At 37.5% G+C, this 24,517-nt stretch carries 20 protein-coding genes; 6 read left to right on the top strand and 14 right to left on the bottom strand.

Features of this window, described 5'->3' with window-relative positions; genetic code table 11:
- Entirely contained in the window at positions 1–1,077 is a 1,077-nt protein-coding gene (serC, locus tag EKM66_RS06785; RefSeq protein ID WP_125762914.1) for a 3-phosphoserine/phosphohydroxythreonine transaminase, read from the bottom strand.
- Positions 1,078–1,361: 284 nt separating this feature from the next.
- Between serC and EKM66_RS06790 the strand changes: the two genes are divergently transcribed.
- From EKM66_RS06790 to EKM66_RS06800, 3 genes are all read left to right on the top strand, one after another.
- Positions 1,362–1,985 carry a histidine phosphatase family protein gene (locus EKM66_RS06790; RefSeq protein ID WP_125762916.1) on the top strand — a complete coding sequence of 208 codons (624 nt, stop codon included), beginning with the start codon at positions 1,362–1,364 and terminating at the stop codon, positions 1,983–1,985.
- A gap of 114 nt (positions 1,986–2,099) precedes the next feature.
- Positions 2,100–2,909, top strand: coding sequence for a glutamate 5-kinase (gene proB / locus EKM66_RS06795; protein ID WP_125762918.1), 810 nt, complete (start codon positions 2,100–2,102; stop codon positions 2,907–2,909).
- A 12-nt stretch (positions 2,910–2,921) separates the two neighbouring features.
- Positions 2,922–4,169, top strand: coding sequence for a glutamate-5-semialdehyde dehydrogenase (locus tag EKM66_RS06800; protein ID WP_125762920.1), 1,248 nt, complete (start codon positions 2,922–2,924; stop codon positions 4,167–4,169).
- Positions 4,170–4,419: 250 nt separating this feature from the next.
- On the opposite strand, the gene EKM66_RS06805 is transcribed toward EKM66_RS06800, so the two are convergent.
- Positions 4,420–5,364, bottom strand: a complete 945-nt coding sequence (locus EKM66_RS06805; RefSeq protein WP_125762922.1) for a D-2-hydroxyacid dehydrogenase — start codon at positions 5,362–5,364, stop codon at positions 4,420–4,422.
- Between the two features lie 235 nt (positions 5,365–5,599).
- Here EKM66_RS06805 and EKM66_RS06810 point away from each other — a divergent pair, with 235 nt between their 5' ends.
- On the top strand, positions 5,600–6,319 hold the full coding sequence (locus EKM66_RS06810) for an MIP/aquaporin family protein (protein WP_125762924.1): 720 nt from the start codon (positions 5,600–5,602) through the stop codon (positions 6,317–6,319).
- Between the two features lie 41 nt (positions 6,320–6,360).
- Here the strand turns inward: EKM66_RS06810 and EKM66_RS06815 are convergent, their stop codons facing one another.
- Together EKM66_RS06815 and EKM66_RS06820 are read right to left on the bottom strand one after the other, a co-directional pair.
- Positions 6,361–7,581 carry an ABC transporter permease gene (locus EKM66_RS06815; protein ID WP_125762926.1) on the bottom strand — a complete coding sequence of 407 codons (1,221 nt, stop codon included), beginning with the start codon at positions 7,579–7,581 and terminating at the stop codon, positions 6,361–6,363.
- Positions 7,574–8,470: an ABC transporter ATP-binding protein gene (locus tag EKM66_RS06820; RefSeq protein WP_125762928.1), complete on the bottom strand. Its 897-nt coding sequence runs from the start codon at positions 8,468–8,470 to the stop codon at positions 7,574–7,576. Before EKM66_RS06820 ends, EKM66_RS06815 begins: the two co-directional genes overlap by 8 nt.
- A 118-nt stretch (positions 8,471–8,588) precedes the next feature.
- On the opposite strand from EKM66_RS06820, the gene EKM66_RS06825 reads away from it, so the two are divergent.
- Together EKM66_RS06825 and EKM66_RS06830 are read left to right on the top strand one after the other, a co-directional pair.
- Positions 8,589–9,497 carry a DMT family transporter gene (locus EKM66_RS06825; protein WP_125762930.1) on the top strand — a complete coding sequence of 303 codons (909 nt, stop codon included), beginning with the start codon at positions 8,589–8,591 and terminating at the stop codon, positions 9,495–9,497.
- A gap of 226 nt (positions 9,498–9,723) precedes the next feature.
- Positions 9,724–11,799 (top strand): Ig-like domain-containing protein, encoded by a 2,076-nt coding sequence (locus EKM66_RS06830; RefSeq protein ID WP_125762932.1) that lies wholly within the window; start codon positions 9,724–9,726, stop codon positions 11,797–11,799.
- Between the two features lie 195 nt (positions 11,800–11,994).
- Here the strand turns inward: EKM66_RS06830 and EKM66_RS06835 are convergent, their stop codons facing one another.
- The 10 genes from EKM66_RS06835 to EKM66_RS06880 all read right to left on the bottom strand — a co-directional run bounded on the left by EKM66_RS06835 (position 11,995) and on the right by EKM66_RS06880 (position 24,087).
- Entirely contained in the window at positions 11,995–12,738 is a 744-nt protein-coding gene (locus EKM66_RS06835; RefSeq protein ID WP_125762934.1) for an SDR family oxidoreductase, read from the bottom strand.
- 16 nt (positions 12,739–12,754) lie between these two features.
- Positions 12,755–13,171 carry a cupin domain-containing protein gene (locus EKM66_RS06840; RefSeq protein ID WP_125762936.1) on the bottom strand — a complete coding sequence of 139 codons (417 nt, stop codon included), beginning with the start codon at positions 13,169–13,171 and terminating at the stop codon, positions 12,755–12,757.
- 240 nt (positions 13,172–13,411) lie between these two features.
- Positions 13,412–13,849 (bottom strand): MerR family transcriptional regulator, encoded by a 438-nt coding sequence (locus EKM66_RS06845; RefSeq protein WP_125762938.1) that lies wholly within the window; start codon positions 13,847–13,849, stop codon positions 13,412–13,414.
- Positions 13,850–13,911: 62 nt separating this feature from the next.
- Positions 13,912–16,494: an ABC transporter permease gene (locus EKM66_RS06850; RefSeq protein ID WP_125762940.1), complete on the bottom strand. Its 2,583-nt coding sequence runs from the start codon at positions 16,492–16,494 to the stop codon at positions 13,912–13,914.
- 9 nt (positions 16,495–16,503) lie between these two features.
- On the bottom strand, positions 16,504–17,205 hold the full coding sequence (locus tag EKM66_RS06855; RefSeq protein WP_125762942.1) for an ABC transporter ATP-binding protein: 702 nt from the start codon (positions 17,203–17,205) through the stop codon (positions 16,504–16,506).
- Positions 17,206–17,331: 126 nt separating this feature from the next.
- Complete coding sequence (locus EKM66_RS06860) at positions 17,332–18,585, bottom strand: MFS transporter (RefSeq protein ID WP_125762944.1); 1,254 nt, start codon at positions 18,583–18,585, stop codon at positions 17,332–17,334.
- Positions 18,586–19,138: 553 nt separating this feature from the next.
- Positions 19,139–21,046 carry a M13 family metallopeptidase gene (locus EKM66_RS06865; protein ID WP_164505076.1) on the bottom strand — a complete coding sequence of 636 codons (1,908 nt, stop codon included), beginning with the start codon at positions 21,044–21,046 and terminating at the stop codon, positions 19,139–19,141.
- A gap of 239 nt (positions 21,047–21,285) precedes the next feature.
- Positions 21,286–22,266, bottom strand: a complete 981-nt coding sequence (locus tag EKM66_RS06870; RefSeq protein WP_125762953.1) for an Abi family protein — start codon at positions 22,264–22,266, stop codon at positions 21,286–21,288.
- A 112-nt stretch (positions 22,267–22,378) separates the two neighbouring features.
- A complete protein-coding gene (locus EKM66_RS06875) occupies positions 22,379–22,843 on the bottom strand; it encodes a universal stress protein (RefSeq protein WP_125762955.1) in 465 nt (154 codons plus the stop codon).
- A gap of 14 nt (positions 22,844–22,857) precedes the next feature.
- A complete protein-coding gene (locus EKM66_RS06880; protein ID WP_125762989.1) occupies positions 22,858–24,087 on the bottom strand; it encodes a carboxylate--amine ligase in 1,230 nt (409 codons plus the stop codon).
- Positions 24,088–24,517 lie beyond the last annotated feature (430 nt).

The following is a 24,517-nucleotide window of genomic DNA, read 5'->3' on the forward strand; positions in this document are numbered from 1 at the left end:
TTAATGTTCCTCCCAATAATTAGTTTCAAATTTGTCTAAGAATTCCGTTAGTGCCGTGACACCTTCCATAGGCATAGCGTTATAAAGACTTGCACGCATCCCACCGACCAATCGGTGTCCTTTCAGATTCATTAACCCGGCTGCTGTAGCTTCTTTGATCACTTGTTTATCGACTTCTGGATCACCTGTGACGAAAGGAATATTGGTTAGCGATCTATCACATGGTTTGATAAGGTTATTGAATAGTCTTGATTGATCTAGAAATTGATACAACTTACTAGATTTTTGACGATTTATTCGTTCCATTTCAGCAATTCCACCAATATCCTTGAGCCATTTTAATGTCAATTCAGCAGCGTAGATGGCAAATACCGGTGGCGTATTGAGCATTGAATTCTTGTTAGCCAGTGCCTGATAATCAAGCATGCTTGGCAGTTGCTTCTTCCCTATTAAGTCATCTCGAACAATGACCACTGTTAATCCGGCAATTCCTAGATTTTTCTGTGCTCCGGCATAGATGGCACCAAAATCTTCCACATTATATTGCTGAGCCAAAAAGTTAGATGACATATCACCGACCAAAACTTTATTAGTTTTTGGTAAAATATCAAAAGCAGTTCCTTCAATTGTGTTATTAGTGGTTAAATGAATGTAGTCATAATTATTATTATCGTCAACGTAATTTGGAAGCTGATGATAATCTTGATTTTTAGATGATGCGACGATAGTTACTTTAGTACCAATTTTTTCAGCCTCTTCACCAGCTCTAATTGACCAGTGCCCTGTATCGATTAGACCAATGTGGTTATATCTCATGGCGAGGTTCATTGGAAGTGCTGTAAATTGCAGAGTTGCTCCTCCTTGGAGAAATAATATTCTGTAGTTGTCAGGAATCTTCATAAGATCTCTTAAGTCATTCTCAGCATCGTTGATGACATTATCAAAAAGTGCTGTACGATGCGATATTTCCATGACACTCATACCTGAATTTTGAAATGATGGGATATCTTCCTTGATTTGGGCTAAGACTGGCTTAGGCAACATGGCTGGACCAGCTGAAAAATTGTATACTGTCATCTTTGTTTCCACCTTTAATTTAGATTTTTGGGTAAATAAATAGGAACCCTACACGAGTGAGGGTTCCCAAACAAAAGTCTGAATTAATGCCCTCACAGTTTCAATACTTTGAATCCATGAGGGCTTTAGCGTAACGTTTAATAAGCCTACATGGATGACCGTGTAGACAAGGAGGAGCTTATTAAGCTAAAATGTAATTGTTTCATCATAATTAGAATACCTCCAATAAACTTAAGCACACTTTAACAATTTAACTGGGGAAAGTCAATCAGAAGGAGAAAAAAATGACAGAATTTTATTTCATCAGACACGGTCAAACAGACGCCAATGCCGAGGGGATCAAGCAAGGGGTTATCAACACGGATATCACAAAACTAAATGACACGGGTAAAAGCCAGATTAAAAAACTCCACTCAGTTTTTAATATTAGCTTTGCGGATGAACTGATCCACAGCCCACTTACTAGAACCGTAGAGTCCGCAGAGATTCTTAATGAAGGTTACAACTTGCCAACGTCAACTGATGAACGCCTTCTAGAAATTTCCTATGGGCAATGGGATGGTCAAAAAAACTCCGACTTACATAAAAAGTATCCTCGATACTTTGACCAACATCTAAATGACGTTCTTCCCGAATATGTGGAGGTAGCTACTAAGGGAGAAACATTCCCACAAGTTGTTGCACGTGTTAAATCGTTTATGCTAGAAAAAACGCTCAATACACCAGACAAAAAATACATCGTCGTAACACACGGCTTCACTATTAAAGCCGCAGCTCTGGGTGTAATTGAACCACAAAACCCGATGACACTTCCTGAACCGAACAACGCTAGTGTTACAAAGATCGTAACATTGGCGAGAACACAGCAAATGTATTTGGAATACTATAATCGGGAGTTTAAGTTCTAGAAAAGAGAGTGGAGAAAACCGGGAGATTCGTAGCAGGCGCAGGAATCTGGTTTTTGCAACTCATTTCAGAACGCCAAATCATGCTCCCTCAAAATAATAAGGGAAAACTAAAATATGCAAAACAAGCGAAATTTAATAGCCAATCGAATTGTAGTCAAAGTGGGAACTAGCACTTTGATCCATCAAAACAGTAAAGTCAGATTGTCAGTCATTGACAAGTTGGCTCATGTTCTCAGCACATTAAAAAAGGATGGTAAGGATGTTGTTCTTGTTTCATCCGGTGCCATTGGTGCTGGTATGGGAGTACTTCATCTCGATCGTCGACCAATAAAGATTTCTCAGCAACAAGCTGTTTCAGCAATCGGACAAGCCGAATTAATTCAAATATATAATGAAGCTCTCCATAAATATGGCATGTGTGCGGCTCAGATGCTGATAACTAGGGATGTTATCGACTATCCTGAAAGTCACACTAATGTAATGAACAGCTTCCAAGAATTGTTAGCGATGGACAACACAATTCCGATAATTAACGAAAACGACGCCGTGACGGTATCAGAAATGGATCATCTAACTAAGTTCGGTGATAATGACCAATTATCCGCTATCGTTACTAACCTAATTGATGCCGATTTATTGATCATGTTGTCGGACATCGATGGATTCTACAACGCTAATCCATTGAAAGTTCCTGATGCCAAGTTGATTACACGAGTCGATAATATTGGACCGGAAATAATCGCCGCCGCTGGTGGTAATGGAACCAAGTTTGGTACAGGTGGTATGACTACCAAATTAAAAGCTGCCAAACGTATTTTGAAGCATAATCAACAAATGATCCTCGCAAATGGTAAAGATCCTGAAATCATCTTCAATATTTTATCCGGTGACCCTATCGGTACTTTATTCACCAAAATCAAATAGGAGTTGAATGATATGACTGATCTAAACAAAATGGGCAAAGATGCTCAAGCTGCAGCCTTTGACCTCGGACAACTTGGTACAACTGATAAAAATAACGCCCTATTAAAAATGGCTGATGCATTAATCGCCAATAGCAAAAATATTATTTCAGAAAATACAAAAGATATTGAAAAAGCTAAGAAAAACGGCATGGCTAAGGCCATGGTTGATCGTCTATTATTGGACGATTCCAGAATTGCTGGCATGGCTGATGGACTTAGACAAGTCGTCGCCCTGCCCGATCCTATTGGCAAAGTTGACCGTGGATGGACTACTGATGCTGGATTGGATATTATCCAAGAACGTGTACCACTTGGTGTTATTGGGATGATTTATGAGGCTCGCCCAAACGTTACCGTTGATGCGGCCGGATTGTGTTTCAAATCCGGTAATGCTGTTATCTTACGTGGTGGTAAAGAAGCTATCAATTCTAATATTGTTCTTGCCAATACTTTGCGTAGTGCTCTAAAGGAAATTGGTATAACTGAGAATGCTATCCAATTAATCTCAGATACTAGTCACGAAATCGCTAATGAAATGATGCAATTAACTGACTATATCGATGTCCTAATTCCTAGAGGATCAGGTCGATTCATCAAAATGGTCGTTAACAATGCCAAAGTTCCTATTATTGAAACTGGTGCTGGTAATTGTCATATCTATGTTGATAAGGACGCTGATTTGGACAAGGCTGTAGCGATCATCATTAATGCCAAAGTTCAACGCCCATCCGTATGTAATGCAGCTGAAAAAGTTATTTTACACAAAGATATCGCTGATGAGTTCCTACCAAGGCTTTACAAGGCTTTGAAGGAAAACAACGTTGAAGTCCGTGGTGACGAGCGTGCTGTTTCAATTATTCCTGACATTATTCCTGCAACTGAAGACGATTGGTATACCGAATATAACGACTATATTATCGCCGTTAAAGTTGTTGACGATATTGATGGTGCCATTAAACATATCAACAAATATAACACAAAGCACAGTGAATCAATTATCACTGAAAACTACGCTTCTAGCCGTAAGTTCATGAAACAAATAGATGCAGCCGTCGTTTACGCTAACGCTTCAACACGTTTTACCGATGGTAATGAATTTGGATTCGGTGCTGAAATTGGTATCAGTACTCAAAAACTTCATGCAAGAGGACCTATGGGTGCCAATGAGTTGACTACTACCAAGTATTTGGTTCAAGGTGATGGACAGATTAGAAAGTGATTTTATACGTAATCTTCAAAACTTAGTTAATGAGTTTCGTACTACTGACTCTGCTAGATGGCAAAAGATACTGAATATAAAAAGAAGCTGAACTTACTGTTTACGGTAAGTTTAGCTTCTTTTTTTGTGGTTTGAAACGAGTTGCGAAGGGGCAAACCTCTGCGCTTACTACGAATAAGTAGTGCGTCACTTCGTGACACTCTACTTATCCTAGGTAATGCTCAGGAGTTCCCGCTTTTTGACACGCTCTTTAATATCCTTCACTAAAATCAACCACGTTCTCAACGACTTCGCCATTTTCAACGTATGACTTCAAATTGCGCTTAAAGATGCCAAAGGCACGTTCTCCATAATGTACACTGGCACCGGCGTTATGTGGTGTGATAATAACATTCTTCATTTCCCATAATGGGCTATCTTCATTTAATGGTTCTGGAGTTGTGACATCAAGTGCGGCTCCTGAGATTTTCTTTTCTTGTAGGGCAGAAACAAGGTCTTCCATATTAGTCGTCTTACCACGTCCAATATTGATATAGAAGGCTTTCTTAGACATTGCGTCAAATAATTCTGAATTGAATAGGCCATTTGTCTCGGAAGTATCTGGCAATGCATTAACTATGAAATTAGCATGTTTAAGATTGTCTTTAAGATCTGACATTGGAATCATTTCATCAATATTAACATCTGATTGATCAGAACGGCGTACTCCGACGGTCTTCATTCCCAAAGCCTTAGCGTATTGTGCAATCAAACTACCGATATGACCGACACCAATGATCATGACGGTCTTACCATAGACTTCATCATAAGGTTCGTCGTATTTCCATTCTTTATTTGCTTGTTGCAAAACAGCAAGGTTCATATTGCGCATCAACATCAACATGTAAGCAATTGTTTGTTCCGCAATATTAATGGCATTGGCACCTGATCCAGTTGTCAAAGTAATACCCTTATCAGATAACTCACGAAGTGGCAAAGCATCCACTCCGGCACGAACTACTTGAACCCAGTTCAAACTTGGACTGTTCAAAATATCAGCTTTTAAGGAGTTAGTCCAATCATACAGAACCTCAACATCCTTTAAGTCTTTTGCAGTAACCTCTTTAGGTGAAGTAATTGCCAGATCGACACCAGGAATCTTCTCAATTCTTTCCTTCTGGTGATCTGTTAAATTTACCAAGCTTAGAACTTTCATATCCCATACCTCTTACTTAAAATTTAACTTCAATTATAATCATCTATCACGAAACTATCCAGTTTTCTAATTAATCTCTTAAGAAAAGTGAATTGTATGGTACACTAATAAATGTTGTTTGCAAAAATTTTGATTTATTTTCAGAAATATGTTAGGTAATTGCTTCGCGTTTTGGAGCAATTTTTTGTTGTCTGAATCAATTTTGCATTAAAAAAAATTATTAGGGGTATAAATAATGCATTACACATTATTAACACGCTGTATTGCGGAATTCATCGGAACCGCAATTATGGTTGCTTTGGGTAACGGTTCAGTTGCCAACGTTGAATTAAAAGGTACTAAAGGTTTCCACGGTGGGTGGATCTTAATCGGATTCGGTTATGGTATCGGTGTTATGATTCCTGCTATGATGTTTGGACCAATCTCAGGCGGTCAAATCAATCCAGCCATGACATTGGCTCTTGCTATTAACAATGAGTTCCCATGGGCAGAAGTTGGTCCATATCTTCTTGCTCAAATGCTTGGAGCAATCTTTGGTCAGATTCTTGTCGTTGCTGCATACAAGCCTTATTACAACAAGACTGAAAACGTTGAATCAATTCTTGGTACTTTCTCAACAATTGATGCTGAAAACAGTCGTTTGAACGGATTTATTAACGAATTTATTGGTACTTTTATTCTTGTCTTTGGTGCTGTCGCACTTACTTCAGATCATATCGATCCTCGTGCTGACTTCATTGGTCTTGGATTCTTAGTTATGTGTTTGGTTATTTCATTCGGTGGTCCTACTGGTCCAGCTCTTAATCCAGCTCGTGATCTTGGTCCACGTTTACTTCACGCCATGTTGCCATTTCCACATAAGGGCTCTTGTCAATGGAAGTACGCTTGGGTTCCAGTTGTAGCACCTATCTGCGGTGCTATCGTCGCAGTTCAACTATATAGTGCATTCTTCTAATTAGATATTAAAAAACGTCTCGGAAAAATTCCGAGGCGTTTTTATTTATTGTAGGACAATCCACGTTTCAATCTCTTCCAGAAACTAGAATCATCATTTTGTAACATCAATCCTTGATAAACCTTACCGATATAGTAAATCATCAGTAAAATGGCTGCTACCAAGATAGCTAATGAAATAATTATTTGGATCGGCGCAACTTCATTATTGATAATTCTCATTGGCATGAAATATGATGAGAAAAATGGAACATATGACAGTATCTTAACTGGCAGTACATCCATATTGTTTTGGAATGGAAAGGTAATGAAGAATGCCAGCATACTTAACATGGTTACCGGTTGAGCAGCCTTTGAAGCATCTTCAGCTTTGGCAACCAAGGCTCCACAAAGTGCTGCCAAAATCGTATAAATAACTACTCCTAACAATAAATAAACCAAATTCAAACTTAAAATATTATGCAAGACAGCAGTTATCAAATCTTTGTTCTTTGCAATTGCATCTTTGGTCAATTCAGCGTGCTGAGCATAGACAAACATCCCCCAGCCACCAACTAAATAAATCAATATTTGCGTAATAATAACTAACAATACTCCAAGAATCTTACCGATAAAGTATTTAACAGCAGTGGTACTGGAGAAAATAACTTCCATGATCTTAGTACCTTTTTCAGATGCAATCTCTTGCGCCGTTATCGATCCATAAGTAATCAGGATCGTATACACCATGATCACAATTATCCAAAAAGAAATCATTTTGGCAAGATTATCCGTTCCAGTTTTCTTACGGATCACTTCTTTGAACACCGGTTGCTGCTGCAATGATTGTGCTTGTTTCGGTGTTAATTGTGCATTGGCATAGTTTAATTGCTGCTGAACACCCATGGTGAAGGTATTAATCTTAGCCTTCATGCTGTTGTCAATCGAGCTAGAACCATGGTAGGTTGCCTTCACACTGTTATTTTCAGTTGTAAAAACAAGATAACCAGCTATCTTATTAGCTTTTACTTTCTTTTCAGCTGTAGAGACTGACTTAATCTTTGTATTAATGTCATCTTTGTTCTGCTTAATGAAGGCATCTTTTAACTCATTTTGACCATATACAGCAATATCATCACTATCACTAGCGCTACTGGCACTCAGATAACCTGCACCAATACTGATACCAAAAATAACGAATGGCCCCAGAACCAAAGCTACGAACCCCCATGACTTAACTTGTCTCAAAAAAGTTTCAAAAGTGACTATCCAAAGCTTATTCATTATGATCGCCAGCTTTCAAGCGGAATATTTCATTCAATGTTGGTGGTTGCTGACTGAATTCTTCTATATATTGACCATTAGTTAATGTATCAAAAATATCTTTACCAGCGGTTTCATCATCCAAGTCTAACAAATAGCGATTGTACTCCCGTTGTATGACTGAAATAACATGTGGTAACTGTGATAACCTGTCCGCAGTCCAATCGGTCGTAACAAACAATCTTGTCTTACCGAACTGATCACGAACTTCACCCACTGTACCATCGAGGACAATTCGTCCATTTCTAAGCATAACTAGACTATCGCAAACCTCCTCGACATTCTCCATATCATGACTAGAAAAAATGATGGAAGCACCATTATTCTTAGCTTCAATTATGGCCTGTTTCAATAAATCAGAATTAACTGGATCTAATCCACTGAATGGCTCATCGAGAATTATTAACTTGGGATTATGAATCAGCGTGCAGATCAATTGGACCTTTTGCTGATTACCTTTGGACAATGATTTGATTTTATCTTTCTTATTACCTTTAACTGCAAACTTCTCTAACCAACTATCTATCTGTGGTCGAATCTCTTTAGCAGACTTATCTTTCAAACGTGCCAAATAAACAATTTGTTGCTCAATTGTCAGTTTGGGCATCAAGCTTCTTTCTTCGGGCAAGTATCCGATCTGGTCAAAGACCGACTCTGTTATCGGCTCCCCTTGCCAATTTATCTGCCCGTCGTAATGCAAAAAGTTCAGAATACTGTGAAATGTTGTAGATTTGCCGGCACCATTTTGACCGATCAATCCCAATATGTGACCATCTGGAATATCAAAATTGATATCGTCTAGTGCTTGAAGTGAACCAAAGCTCTTACTTACATGCTGCACACTAAGCATTTCTCGTTTCCCCCTTATTTGTTATGTTATAAGTATACACGACAAAAAGTTTTTTAAGTTATATTATGTTAGCATATTGGTATTATCAGAATATCGATATTATATGGGGAAATTATCTATGTCAGATCAACAAAAAGGATTATTTTATGCAATTGCCGGTCCAGTTCTTTGGGGATTCTCTGGAAGCATTGCTCAATACTTATTTAGCGTGGAAAGCATCCCTACTCAATGGTTAGTTGGATTGCGCCTTATTTTAGCGGGGATATTATTGCTAGTTTGGTGTGGAATCGCGATGCCTAAGCAATTATTCTCTATCCTGAAGAAACCGCGATATATTTTCCAACTATTGTGCTTCGGATTATTAGGGATGTTGCCGGCACAGTATACATACTTCATGGCTATCAAGTACGGCAATGCGCCAACAGCTACCGTACTGCAGTTTTTGGGACCACTATTTATCATTCTGTACTTATCAGTTCGAAGTCTGCACTGGCCAAGACGTATTGATATGATTTCAATCGTCCTTGCATTAATAGGTACCTTCTTATTAGTAACTCATGGTCATTGGAATTCACTGGCATTATCGCCTCTTGCGGTTCTTTGGGGAGTGGGTTCTGGATTGAGTCAAGCTTCATACACATTATTGCCACGTGAATTGCTCAAGAACTTTGATGCCAGAATTGTCACCGGCTGGTCAATGCTACTCGGTGGCATCGTCTTTGCGCCAGTCGCTCACTTGAATCAAGTTCCACAATTGACGACTAAAGCTTGGATCATGATCATTTTTATCATAATCGGTGGAACAATGTTCTCCTACCTGTTCTATCTCCAAAGTTTGAATTACTTGTCTGCTACAACTACCGGGATGCTGAGTGCCTTTGAACCATTGACCGCCACTATTCTTTCAGTAACTTTGTTGAGCACACATATTGGTGGAGCTGAAATTGCCGGAGCATTATTGATTCTTGGCATAACCTTTTTACAGGCTCTGCCACCAAAATTATTTATTGGTAAAAGAAGGATTTAAATCACACATATATATACAAAAGGGAGCCATCTCTTACTTGATATTGTTACATCACGTAAGAGATGGCTCCCTTTTTATCATTTATCAACAAATTTGTTTAAACATTGTGTACTTTTTCTCACCTCATGATATTTATAATTTCATATTTTGGCATATATTTTACTAAAAATGGTGCAATAATAATAGACGCTTAGTATATTGTCAAAATGTAAAGGTGAGGATTTACATGAGGAAAAGATTTAAAAAATTAGCTTTATCAATTTTGACTTTCACAATAACCTTTCTATTTCTAGCCAAAATTAGTACCATGACAACCAATAATGAATTTCAATTGCAATACGATGTAAAAGCCGAATCTGCCAGAATACCATCCACTCCACCGATCAAAATTATTGGTATTTGGTTAACTTCTGGCTATGATGTTCAGCCAGACAGCGATAACTATACGACAACTAGTCAGCCGGTAACTTTGTACGCCGATGCAGGCCGTTCCATTTTTTCGGCTTTGTTGAGTTTGACTGCTAGTCCCCATTATCAATGGTATTCATCTGATGACGGTTTGATCTACAATAAAGTTCCATCCAAAGATGGTGGAACTAATCAAAACTTGACTGTTAATCCAACAACAATTGGAACTAAATATTATCAACAGTGGACAGATTGGTACACCTTATTTTCTTGGGGACCATTGATCGATACAATGGCGTACACTAACATTATCAAAGTCCACGTACTACCTGATCCAGTTAATGCCAAGTCAGTGACTGTAAGCTCAGACAGTGATTATCTATACAATAACTTAACTTCTAACTTCATTGGTATTTTTGATTATCCAGTTGCTGATACAACTCAGATGCACGCAACTGCCGATCCTGAAAATGCCACTGGTACTGTTAAGTGGTATAGCAGTGACTCAAGCATCGCATCAGTTGACGAGAATACTGGTGCCGTTTCTGGTAACACCAAAGGTATCAATGGTACAGTCACAATTACCGGCGTCTACACCAATCCTGATGGATCGACCATCAGCGACAGCACCAAGATCCGTGTCGGTGGTGGACTTGATGATCAAACAGTCGGCGTTGGTGGAACTGCTACATTCAAATTACAAGGTAGTTTCTCATCCGCTGATAATGTTTCAACATCAGTTGAATGGCACAAAGTTTCAGCAGATGGTAAGACAGATACGGTCGTAGATAAAGGTAATAACTTATCATACACAACTCCTGCTACTACCCTATCTGATGATGGATCTCACTATTATGCCAAGATCAAAGTTTCTCAAACTACTAATGGATCCACATCCACTCAAACCGGAACCACTAATAAAGCCGCATTAAATGTTTTGACCAAAGGTGATCCGGATATTTCACAAAAGATTGAGATTGCCAATGAAAATACCCAAGCCGATAGCGATTCGTTCTTGGATAACACCATGACTGGTGATGAAATGGATTTTCAAGATACGCTAACAAATAATAGCACCACTGGTACCTTAACCAACGCTAAACTTACAGTTCCAGTTAGAAAGGGATCTATCCTTGAAACACTATGGGTTGACAATAAAGTTCTATTAGTCGGTGGTGCTCCACTGGACGCAAGTGTCACTGTAACCCATCAATACAATACTGAAAAAGGATATGACGAAATTGTATTCTCCAGTCCATCTGGATCTGGGGCTAGTGATTCACTAAACTTTAATCTAGGTCAAACACACACTGTAAAAGCATTTTATAAAGTATCCGAAGTAGATAAGAACGAAACCTTAACAAGTGCACCAACCATCTTCGGAATTAATTCAGATGGAGAAAGTTACAGTTCTGATGGTCCTTCAAACACTATCAAATTCACAACAGGAGATATAACTCTCGATCCAAGCAACATATCTTTTGGTTCCCATTTGCAACAATCTGGATCTGAACTACTAAATAGAACTGATGATACTAATTCACCAAATAACGTCTTAACCGTTGACGATGGCAGACGTGATCTAGAAGGCAAAAGTCAAATTCAAATCACTTCAACACCACTCTATAAAGAAGTTACTGATTCAAGTGGAAACAATGTTATCGATACTGATCAAGTCATGAATTCTGACTTAAGATATTACGACGCAAACGGAACATATACTAGTCTTACGAATGGAACAACGGCAATCGTCGAAAATGCCATTTCTGGTAGTCCACTAAGTTCAATTACTTGGGCTCCGCAAGAAGGATTGAGACTGTATGTACCAAATGGATCAACCCCTGGATCTTATGAAGGAAAAGTCACTTGGACTGCAGTCACATCTATTGAGTGAACTTAAAAGAACATGACCACTAGGAGTGATACCAGACACCACTTTGTAAATTGAAGTAAAAAAGCCCCCAACAGTCATAACCTGTTGGGGGCTTTGGTGTTACGTCGATCTTCTCGTTTACGAGGAATATTATAGCATCTATCAACACCAGTTCATAATTTTTAATTCACTACAAAAATATCAACCGATTAATAACTAGGCTTGCTTAGTTGGATAGATTGTAAATTCATTGACGTTGACTTCGTCTGGTTGATCAATGGCAAAGTTAACAACACGTGCAATAGAAATGGGTGCGATGCCAACTTGATCATACAACTCATCCATACCTTCTTTAGCATCTTTATCAGTGATTGTTTTTAACAATTCTGTATTGATGGCTGCTGGGTACAAAGTTGCAGTTCTAATATTTGTACCTTCTTGTGCACTTTCAGTACGAATAACTTCCATTAGATTTCTAACAGCAAATTTAGTTGCACCATAGACACCGGCTCCTGGGAAACTTTTAATTCCAGCAACTGATGAGGTAGTGATAATTTGACCGTGTTTTTGCTTAGTGAATTCAGGCATTACGGCAGCAACGCCATTTAATACACCCTTCAAATTAATATCGATCATGTCATTCCATTCGTCCACGTGCAAAGCACTGATTGGTGAAGTTGGCATAATACCGGCATTATTAAAAATAACATCTAATGCGCCATACTTATCTTTTGCCAATCGAACTAAATCTTTAACTTCTTGAGGATCACGAACATCAGTCACCTTGTAGGCAGCAGTGCCTCCAGCTGATTCGATTGCTCCGACAATTTTTGCAAGTTTTTCTTCACGGCGAGCACCAAGAACGACCTTAGCACCATTACTTGCCAATAACTTTGCGGTTGCTTCACCAATGCCTGATGATGCTCCTGTAATTACTACTACTTTATCTTTTACAGACATATATTACTTCTCCTTACTATTTACCTAGTTTGTTGTATTCTTCATCAGTGACCTTTTCTAACCACTCTGAACTACCTTTTGTGATAGCAACATGACTGAACCAGCTATCCTTTGTTGCACCATGCCAATGTTTAACACCGTCATGAATAGCAACTACGTCACCCTTCTTCAATAATTGAGCAGGTTTACCAGCTTCTTGATACCAGCCCTCTCCACCTGTAACTAGAAGGATTTGGAATCCATCATGATGAATATGCCAATCATTACGACATCCCGGTTCAAAAGTTACATTTCCAACACTGACATCAATATTGTCATCTGCTGAAACTAGCCCTTTCAAATAACTTTGACCGATAAAATATTTTGCATAAGCGTCGTTTTTATCTCCAACTGGAAACACACCATCGTTTTTGAGTTCTTCAAATTTTGCCATTATATTATTCTTCCTTTTGTTTTTCTCTAATTGATTACAGAGACTATTAAACATCTTAAAGTTAACTTTAAGTCAAGGAGTATTTTGAAAAAAATATTACTTTCTTTGTTTGATATTAACCAATAAAAAAGTTGTATCTCACTTACTAAATTTAAGTGGGATACAACTTTTTTGAATAGATGAATAATTATTTTTACTAACAAAATACAAATTAGTCAGAAGAACTGAGAACAATGAAACTTATTCATGGTGGTTAAGTCTCTTCAAATACTTTGAAAAATCTTCACTGTCCTCAATATGACCATTAACCTTACCCTTATACCAATCTAACTTATCGTTAAGAATCGTCCAACTATGTTGTAATTCAGCGAATTCCTTCTCAAAGTTATCTCGGACATCCTGCAACAAAGCAATTCGCTTATCAATCGTAGAATCCCCTTCAGCACGCCAAATAACGTATTGTTTGAGCTGCTCGATCGTCATGCCAGTACTCTTCAAGTGTAATAAGAATTTGATCCAATTTGCATCTTGTTCAGTGTAATAACGTAGGCCATTATCTGTACGATGTGGTTTGATCAATCCTTCTTTTTCATAATAACGTAACGTTGGACTGCTCAATCCAGTGACTTCAGCAAAGTCACCAATTCTATATTGTATTTCAGAAGTTTTAGTATCCATAAACGTGCCTCTTCTAGTTAAAGTTAACTCTAATCCTAGCACATATTAGCTTTTCTTATGCTCTATTCATTTGATTTCAATGCACCAATCATATCGATACCTTTGAGTTTTTGATGAGTTATCAGCATGACAATAACTGTAAAGACTATCATCAACACCGTCGCCACAATGTACCCTAGCACACTTATCGTCAGTGGGAATATCACTAATGCAGTCGACGCTTGATTCAGAATATAGGCCGTCAACAGATTGCCGACTCCATACCCAACGATGATTCCCATTATCGTCAGGATTATATTCTCACGAACGATGTACATAGTTACTTCGTTATTATAAAATCCAAGAACTTTGATAGTTGATAGTTCTCTGATTCGTTCAGAAACATTAATGTTAGTCAAATTGTACAAAACGACAAATGAAAGAACTCCTGACAAGAGGATAAAGATCAAAACGATTGGTTTCAAGGATGACGTCATCTTAGCAATCGTTGACTGTTGATCATAAGTATAGCTAGTACCCATAACCCCACCATGCTTCAATAATTTGTTAGCCAAGTCATTTCTCTGATTATTAGTCTGTATCTTTAAATTAACTAACAGTGTATTAACACTGGGTTCACTACCAAAGAGATTAGTATAAGTTGTTTTATTCAAATACATGAAATGACCGACAAAATTCTGAGTTACGGCAGATACTTTTATCTTGCCACCTTTGCCATTAGGCAAATTGACTTTGATTGTATCTCCAGCTTTCACTTTTAAGATGCTAGCCATTTTTTTAGTCAGAACAACCTGATTATCCTTCAAATTCAACTTTTTATTATCTTTTGAATCTTTCAGATGAATATATTCAGAGAAGTTCTGCTTCTCTGGTGTATAAATATTCACATCATCGACTTGTTCATCGTTAGCCTTCACCTTACCTGTTGTCGCATTAATTGCCGTACTGCTGCGATATTGATTATTATCATTCAGAATTTTCAGAGCTTTCTTGGACTTGCCGTTCTGAGCCAATCTAACGACTGCCTGATAATCAACTATTTCTCCATACTGACGTGTACCACTAGCCCCAATAGAATTCTGAATACCAAACCCGGTCAGGATCAACGCCGTACCTCCGGCAATACCAATGATAGTCATAAACATTCTTGATTTGAACCTAAACAGATTACGATAGCTGACTTTGCGGTTAAAACTCAATCTATTCCACAAGGGCTTGATTCTCTCAAGTAAAATCTTTTTGGCTGACTTTGGAGCTTTAGGGCGCATCAATTCTGATGGTCCTTCAGATAATTCTGACCGAACTACGATCATAGCCGCACCAACAGTTGCGAGCAACGAAAATACTAACGCTAATAATGCAATCAACCATTGGAATTTGACATCCCACGTTAACGGGATGTACTGCTTATAAAGTGCCAAGACGATTCTTGGCAACGACTCATTACCAATCACCGCGCCAAGTACTGTACCAATCAAACCAGCAGCTAAAGCATAGTAGAAATAATTCTTGGAAATTTCCCACTTAGTATAGCCAAGTGCCTTGAAAGTACCAATTTGTCCACGAGCCTCTTCGATCATTCTCGTAATTGTTGTAAAAGTGATCAAAGCTGCAATTAGGAAGAAGAAAACAGGGAAAACATTGGCGATTGCCGCAATTCTATCCGAACTCTCACCATAAGCAGAGAATCCTGGCAAATCTTCTCTAGTCTGCCAAGTATAAGTTGTTTTGGTTTGTTTCTGGAGTTTCTTCTTAGCTTCAGTTAATTGGGTTTGTTGTGCAGATAGAGTTTGTTCCTGAGAACTGACATCCATCCCCGCTAACTTAGCCTGGTTCAACTGAGCTTTAACAGAATCAAGCTGTTTTTGTTGAGCATTGATAGTGTCCATATTAGATCCTATCAAATCATTAGTTCTAGCTTTTGAACGACCTTTGAATTGTGACTTTAACAACTTCACTTTGTCGTCAACAGCATCTTTGTAACTATCGGTGAAAGTATTCTTAGCCTGTAAACTCTTGAATCTAACATTCATCTCTGTTTCAAAAGGCAAGTTCATCTGATTATCATAAATATAGGCAAACATTCGAACAGTTCCATCACCAACATTACTTACACCACGAGATTCATTATCGATGTACTGTGGTGAACTGGCGAATCCAACAATTTTATAAGTTCTTTGCTTCAGATCAGCTGACTTATCAAAAACAAATTTATCGCCTATTTTATAATCATATTTGGTTTTAGCCACTTGATCCAAAATAATTTCATCTTTATTTTTAGGTAAACGCCCACTTCTAATAATCAATTGATTTTGCTTACTAGACTTTTTATAACCATATAAGGCAACCGCAACGTGATTTTTACCGCCGGTCACCTGCTTATATTTAACCGCTTCAGCTTTAGCTCCCCGAACCTTTTCTGCCAAATCCACATCTTTCTTAGTGAATCCAGTAGTCGAAATGACCTGAACATCTGATAACTTCTTGGATGTGACTGTCGTATCCAATGAATCATTCAAACTCGGTCCAGCTGCCTTCACTCCTACAAAAATCAAAACTCCTAGCATGATAATAAGAATAATGGCAATGAAACGACCCTTAGACTTACCGATATCTCTCCACATATTTTTAGTCAATGGTTTCAATATATTCACCTACCATTCAATATCTTGTACAGGAGTTGGATTGCTATTATCTTCGACTGAACGGACCTTGGCGTCATTGATCCTAATAATTCTATCCGCCATAGCAGCCAACGCCGAATTATGTGTAATAACAACAACCGTCTTATTACTCTTATGACTGGCATCTTGAAGCAACGTCAAAACCTGCTTACCAGTCTCGTAATCCAAAGCACCAGTTGGTTCATCACATAACAATAGCTTGGGATTCTTAGCTAGAGCACGGGCAATGGCAACACGTTGCTGCTCACCACCTGATAATTGTGATGGGAAGTTATCAATTCGGTTGCTCAAACCAACTTGATTCAACGTTTCAGTTGCGTCAAGAGCATCATCGACAATAGCTGAAGCAAGCTCAACATTTTCCTTGGTAGTCAAATTAGGTATCAAATTATAAAATTGGAAGACAAAGCCAACATCATTGCGACGATATTCAGTTAATTGACGCTCAGAAAATTGAGCAATATCAGTGCCATCAATAATCACTTGCCCATCGCTTGGAGTATCCATACCTCCAAGAATATTTAGAACAGTTGATTTACCAGCTCCACTAGGTCCCAAAATAACAGTAAGCTTGCCACGTTCAATATCAAATGTCAGATCATTGTTAGCAATAATTTGTGTTTCACCCATTTGATAACGTTTGAATTCATTTTTGACTTCGATATATGCCATTACGCTATCCCACCTTATTAAAAAGAGGCTGGACATCAGTCACGGCCTCTTTAATTTTTAAAATCTCGTAATAATTATAGCATTTTTAGAATATTAAATTTTGCATTGAAAAATAAAAAGAACACCTTATTCAGATATTCTTTGATTCAATTCTTTATCATAATTTCTAGCTGCTGGCGTGAATAATACAAATAACCCACAAGCTAGAGTACCAACTCCAGCGATTATAAATAGACTATTAACACCAATTTTATCCGCCAATGGACCAGCAAATATCAATCCAACTGGACCAGAAATACTCATCAATGAATTCAAGATTCCCAAAACTTTACCTAAGTTCTCAGGTGGATAACTCTGTTGAATCATTGCCATTAACATCGTATTGAAAAACGGCGTTGCTAATCCACTGATAACGTTCAACGCCATGAACCACATAAAGCCAAGCTGATTACCAGGTAGGAACCCACTGATAACATAAGCTAGACCCATGATCCACATAGAATTAAGAATTGGTTTCATCCGATCAGACCAATTACCTAAGAAACCAATAATGGCTCCACCAGCTAGCATTCCAACAGAATAGGCAACTTCAATTATCCCCGCTTGTCCCACTGTTCCATGGAAATAGGACATTGTCATTAATGGATACATACTTACTGCGGGCATGAATAGTAAGGTGAAAACTGTTCCCATTAAAGTCAAATACCACAGACCTTTGTTGCTTCGTAATTCATTTAACCCAAACTTCACGTCTGCCAGAACATGGACTTTTTCATCATAAACTGGATTCTCAGGAATTACGACAAACATAATAATTGCCACACCAATAATGGCACCTAATACATCCAATAATATCAAATATTGAATTTGAATTATTGCAAACAAAAATGCTCCTAAAGCTGGTGCAATAATCATATTAGCTGATTGAACCATACCAAGCTGTCCATTCATCTTAGTTATTTGGTCTTGCGGTACCATAGTTGGCATAATTGATTGGATAGTAGGCATTTGGAAAGTTTGAGCAATCGATCTCATTAATAGTGATACAAAAATAAGCCATAGCGGGAAGTCATGATTGATGATCCCCACAACCGCTAGAATAATTGCCAAGATTGCCGCAATAACATCTGGTACTATCAACAGAACCTTCTTATTAGTTCTATCAACAAATGGCCCAACAAATGGACTTAGAAGTACCATCGGCAACATCCCCAATAAAGTAGCAAAGCTCAAAACAGTTGCTGAACCTGTCTGCTTAGTCAAATACCAAACAATCGCATATTGAACAACCATACTCGTGATACCTGACATAAATTGACCGAACAAAAATAGGTAAATATTTCTACGCCAGTTCGGTATTGCAAAGTTATTATCTGTCATGAAATCCCCCCTAACTGAATTACACAGAAAGTGAATTATCCCATGATAGCGATTTCATGTCAATACTTTTTAATATTAGATAATAAAAAAGCATCAACGAAATGATTTTTTCATTGATGTTTCTGTTATTTAATATTTTATTTTAAAGTGTGCTTAGTCGTCTCCGATTGGAAGTGATAAGTCTGCTGCGGGACCGATTTCAGCCAAAGTTCGGTCTGAAATCTCGTTTTTGAACTCCGTAGAACCCACGAATTTCAAAAATCGTCCTGTGTTGTATGACCGGAAAAATCACCGGTCAACAGCACTATCGCTGCTGACTTATCACTTCCAACCTCCGACTAATTTATTCTACAAAACAAACTAGCAGGAAGTTACGAATATTTTATCTACCATGAAGGTGGTGTTGAACGGCGATTTTCCGTTCATTACAGCACGGAAGAGCTTGAAGATTTGTAAAACAAAGCTTCAAGTCGAGATTTGGGACCGCACTTCGGCCCGAATCGATCCCCATGGCAGATAAAATACTTCATAACTGGATGCGGAAAAACCTATTTTACCAAATATTGACACGCTTATCTTCATCTAACCACATGCCATCATCCTTAGTAACACCGAATGCATCGTAGAACTCGTCCATATTCTGTGCCTGAACATTGGCACGTAGTGGACCTGGAGCGTGAACATCAGTTGATAGTAGCAATTCATTGAACTCTTGAGTTGCCTTCAATCTCCATACACGTGCCCAGTTAGTAAAGAACTTCTTAACATCATAGTCATCTTCAGTCTTTGCGGCTTCAAGCGCACAACGAAGTCCACCAACATCAGCAACATTCTCACTAACAACTAACTTACCATTAACTTTGCTGCCGGCATATGGAATACCATCGAATTCATCGATCATGCTTTGTGTTAACTTAGTGAATTTAGCGTAATCTTCTTTAGTCCACCAGTTGTTCATATTACCGAATTCATCGAATTGGGCACCATTGTTATCGAAGGCATGAGAAATTTCATGAGCAATAACGGCACCGATTCCACCAAAGTTCTGACTGCTTGTTTGTTTCAAACTATAGAATGGAGCTTGCAAGATAGCAGCTGGGAACGTAATGTCATTTCTTGAAGGATCATAGCAAGCATTAACCATATGTCCTGGCATCAACCACTTTTCACGGTCAACTGGTTTGCTGTATTGATCTAACGAATCTTGGATAAAGATTTGTTTGATTTCACGCAAGTTATCGTACAATGAATCATTTTCATTGATTTTGATCTTACTGTAAATATCGTCGATCTTGTCTGGATAACCGACTTTAACAACGATCTTGTCCAACTTAACAATAGCTTTTTTCTTAGTATCTTCACCTAACCAAGTATTCTGACTAATACGTTGCTCGTAAATTGAAATCATCTTCTTGATCATATTACGAACATCATTCTTAGCATCTTCACCGAAGTACTTCTTACCATAATAAACTCCGACAACTTGACTAAAAATACCAGCAGCCTTGTGATAAGCAAACTTAGTACGGTTCTGAAGTTCTTTAGCACCGCTCAAAGCTAAGCTGTATTCACCGATAACTTGACGGAATTCTTCATCAAGGCTTGAAGCATTACCAGTAAGGAAGTTTACCATCATCCAAGCTTTAATATCTTCAAAAGTATCTTCATTAATAATCTTGTTCAAATTATCCAAATAACGAGGTTCAGTAATAATAACCTTTTCAGGAGTGTCGTTAACTTGGTCAACTACTTGAGCCTTCAAGTCAACAGCATCAGATTTAGTAATATATTCATCGAATGGCATTGGGTTATACATCTTAGTATAATCGGCCCATTCTTCTGAACTCTTAACAATTGGGACTAGAAGCTTATCGAATTTAAGTGCCTTTTCAACAATCTTCTTAGCATCATCCAAATTGTAACCAATCATTGACAACAGACGAGTTGAAACATCCGCAAATTTAGCCAAAAGTTGTTCCCCAGACTTGTTACCTTCTGCATAATAAGTCTTATCAGGCAAAATCAAGCTGGCTCCACCGACATAGACAACATTCTTAGAAGTATCTTTCATATCAGCATCGATTTCGATATCTATTGGCAATGGAAAACCGGCTTTAGAAAGTTCAGCCAAGTTATCACTGAACTCTTGTAAGCTAGTGATATCATTGATCTTTTGAATATCCTTCAAGATTGGTTGATGATGGAACTTATTAAGATGATCAACGTTGTTAGCCAAGCGATACAACTTAACAGCTTGTAGCATCAAATCATCATTAATTTTTTCCTCATCATTTGCGAATTCATGGAATTCCTTCATCAATGCCTTCTCGACACCTTCATCAAGGTCCATGAATCCACCAGTGCGAGGCTTGTCTGAAGGTATTTTGGCATGTTCTTGCCAATCACCATTAACAGCCAGGTACAAATTTTCTTTAAAATCTGCGGATTTGGCATCTACCATATCCCCAGCACCACCGATAACTTTACTAGTAAACAATATACCCACCACCATTTGAGATTTTACCTACTACTATAACACTTTTCTAATTTTATTAAAAAAATTATTGATTTTACCCTAGAAATGACAAAACGGCCGAATACATCATTAGATGTAATTCAGCCGTTCCAAGTGCACTCCGAAAAGATACACCGCTATTGGTTTTAGTATATCATAGTTATAGTTCAATACAAATCACTTCTTTAGTTGCTTACTCGTACTCTCAATAGTTCAATTTTATTATAGGCATCCGTACCAACTATTTTATCAAAAGTTGATTTGTTTACAGATTCATGCAAGAAATCAATCAAAATTTGAATATTATTAACTAAATGTTCCACAAATTCCAAATGTTCACCTAGAGACAATTGATAATAAATAATCAGGGTGAAATAATCCAAAATACTGTTAAAAGTTATATTGCTTAACTCCATTTTATCTTCCAATTGTTTTATCAAGATTTTACTAATGCCTGTGTTTCTAAACCTGCAATCGAAAATAATCTTATTGTGAGCAATGGCATTGCGGAGTTCCTTAATCAAGAAAATATGCCTTGATAGCATTGAGCCTGAGGTATCGTTTACTATATCATCAACTCCAATAACCTTTTCCAAACTCAGACTAATGTTTGTATTCAAACACAATAAAAAATCTCCATAATCTCCTAATGTTATATGTTCAAAAATTGCCCAGATTGGAATTGGTTCATTAGCATGAATATAATGTTGAATTATCTTACTTTCGGAATAATTTCTAGCAATTGTATCATAAAAGTTTCTTTTCAGAATGAGCCTTTTCTTTACCTCACTTCGATATTTCCCAGAATCAACCTGAAATTCTTTATATCTCGTCAAAGAGTTATTAAAAATACTATCCAAATCTGTAGGGCTATTCTCAACTATTAAATCAAGAGTGTAATTTTTAATTGTAGTTTCTAATCTCATAACACAAGGGTATAAAACTGTTTTGAGACCATTATCAAATTCATAAATAGCTTTTATCTCACTGAATGATTCTATTGAAAATGGCTTATCATTAGTCCTCAAAAATCTATAGGCTTTATATCCATGAAAATACCCCATCTCCAACAAATCTTTTCTATCCTGTTCTCCACCAATCGCAATGCCATGATCATCTCGGATATGATCCATCAATCCATCTGTTGTTTTTCCCACTTCATTCATTGAATACTCCTAAAGTTGTATCGTACATATACCCTACATGAACATAGGGGTGTATACGAAATCACAGAAAATAGGCCACAAAAGAATAAATTCTTTCATAGCCCATCAATATTTATCTAATTACACTCACTGAAACTCTAGAATTATTTACAATTTTTGATGCTTGAGAACCAATTGTATTACGATGGCGATTTTTCTCTTCAACACCAACAATAACCAAGTCTGGTTCAAAACTAGGAATTACTTTGTCCACAATAACTGATCCTGGATTACCTTCAGTAACCATCAAGTGCACATTCTTAACTCCGTATGTCTTAGCCTTTTGACCATAAGTCTCAAGCAACTCTTTAATCTCATTACGACGGTCTTTTAGAACTTCTGGATCAAGTGATTGGAAAATATTCAAATCCCCTGTTTCCAAAACTGAAGCTATTCCAAGTTCAGCACCATAATGTTTTGCCAAGGAACAGGCATAATTAAAGGCATTTTTCGATGATGTGAAGTCATCTGAATCCACACAAATCAAAATCTTTGAATACTCAATTTTCTTTACCTTGTATTCTTTTAATTCATCCATCTAATAAAAACCTCCTATTTTTTGAAGTCACGTCCCTTATTTGCTTGGAAGTACTTGTCGAAACGTTTTACATAATTGTGGAACATGTAAGTCATTAACAACCAGCGCTTGAAGGACTTGTCTTTGTCATAGAAAACAGTTGTACCAGTACGATCTTGCTTAATTAGTTCTTCAGCATATTCGCTAGCTTTATTGTCAGCAGCATACTTTCTGAAGACCTTAACAGGAATTCCTAGCCACAACTTGTGTTGAGCCTTGTTCTTGTTTGCATAGACTGTAGGTTGGTTCTCTAGACTACCATCAATATAATCTTCGACTACATATTTAGCAAGATTATATCCGTTCAAGGTAACGAAGAAACTACTTCTACCTTGACGAAGGTTAATTTCAAAGAACTTGAAAGTCTTATCACGAGAATCGTACTTCATATCAAAGTTGGCGAAACCTGTGAATTGGATATCTTCCAAAAACTTCTGAACTTGATCATAAACATCTTGATTAAACTCTGGCACGATAGCGACATAATTACCAATTGATTGGGGTGTTGGGTCTTCCAAGATTGGATGACCCAAGCACATCATTTTAACGTGATGTTCTTGATCAACATAAGCATTAAGAACACGCATGTTGGAATCATCACCAGGGATAAAGTCTTGAAGGATAAGATCAGAAGTATAACCATTATCATAAATCTTACTTACAATATCCATATATTCTTCATTCGAGTGAATAGTGAAAGCCTTTTTCCTACCCTCAAAATGAATATCCAACCATTCAACACTATTAGCTGGTTTCAAGGCAACTGGAAAGTCAAAAGGTACTTCAAGGCCAGACTTATCCTTATTTTCATAGGCATCTTTAGTAATGATCTTAGTCAATGGATGTGGAAGTCCATGTTCATCGGCAACTTTGTAGAAGCTTTCCTTATTATTAAGTGATCTTAATAAGTCATAATCTACATAAGGACAAACGAAAGTCTTCGACAACTCTTCTTTATGCTTACTAATAAGCTCTGCATATCCATCACCACAAGCCAGTAAAATAACTGGTTCTTCATGATTCTCATACTTCTTGGCAATTTCACGCATTTTTTCAATAAATACAGGATCTTCAGCAAACCCAGCATTAAGTGTTAAATTTATAATTTTTGTATAACGTGTAGGAGCGAGTTGAGCACCTGCATATGCATCTACTACTCCACCATATAATTCATGAAAGGCACGCGCCATACCATATACATTCATATCACTACCTAATATTACCGGCGTGAATTTTTTTCCTGATTCAGTTTCGATAGGGATCAACCTCTTACTTTATTTAATTCATATATTTTAAAATTACACACATTTCAAACAAAATTATACCATAATCCCATTTATACAACGATACCTATGTGTGAATTAAGCATATAAGCCTGTTGTATCAAGCTTTTATACACAAATAAATATTGAGATGAGTGTTAATAAATTCGCAAACTAACAATATTTTAATACCGTTATAACGATGCATCTACTTAGACGGTTGTACTTATCCGTCTACGGATTGAAGTATTGAGCCTGCGGTGGGATCGTCTTCAGCCAAGGTCTGAAGACTCGCTTTTAAACTCTGCACAGACCGCAGATTTCAAAAGTCGTCCTGTGCTGTAAGTATGGCTACGCCATCCAACAGCACTAT

This window comes from Companilactobacillus hulinensis (assembly GCF_003946555.1).
GTDB lineage: Bacteria > Bacillota > Bacilli > Lactobacillales > Lactobacillaceae > Companilactobacillus > Companilactobacillus hulinensis.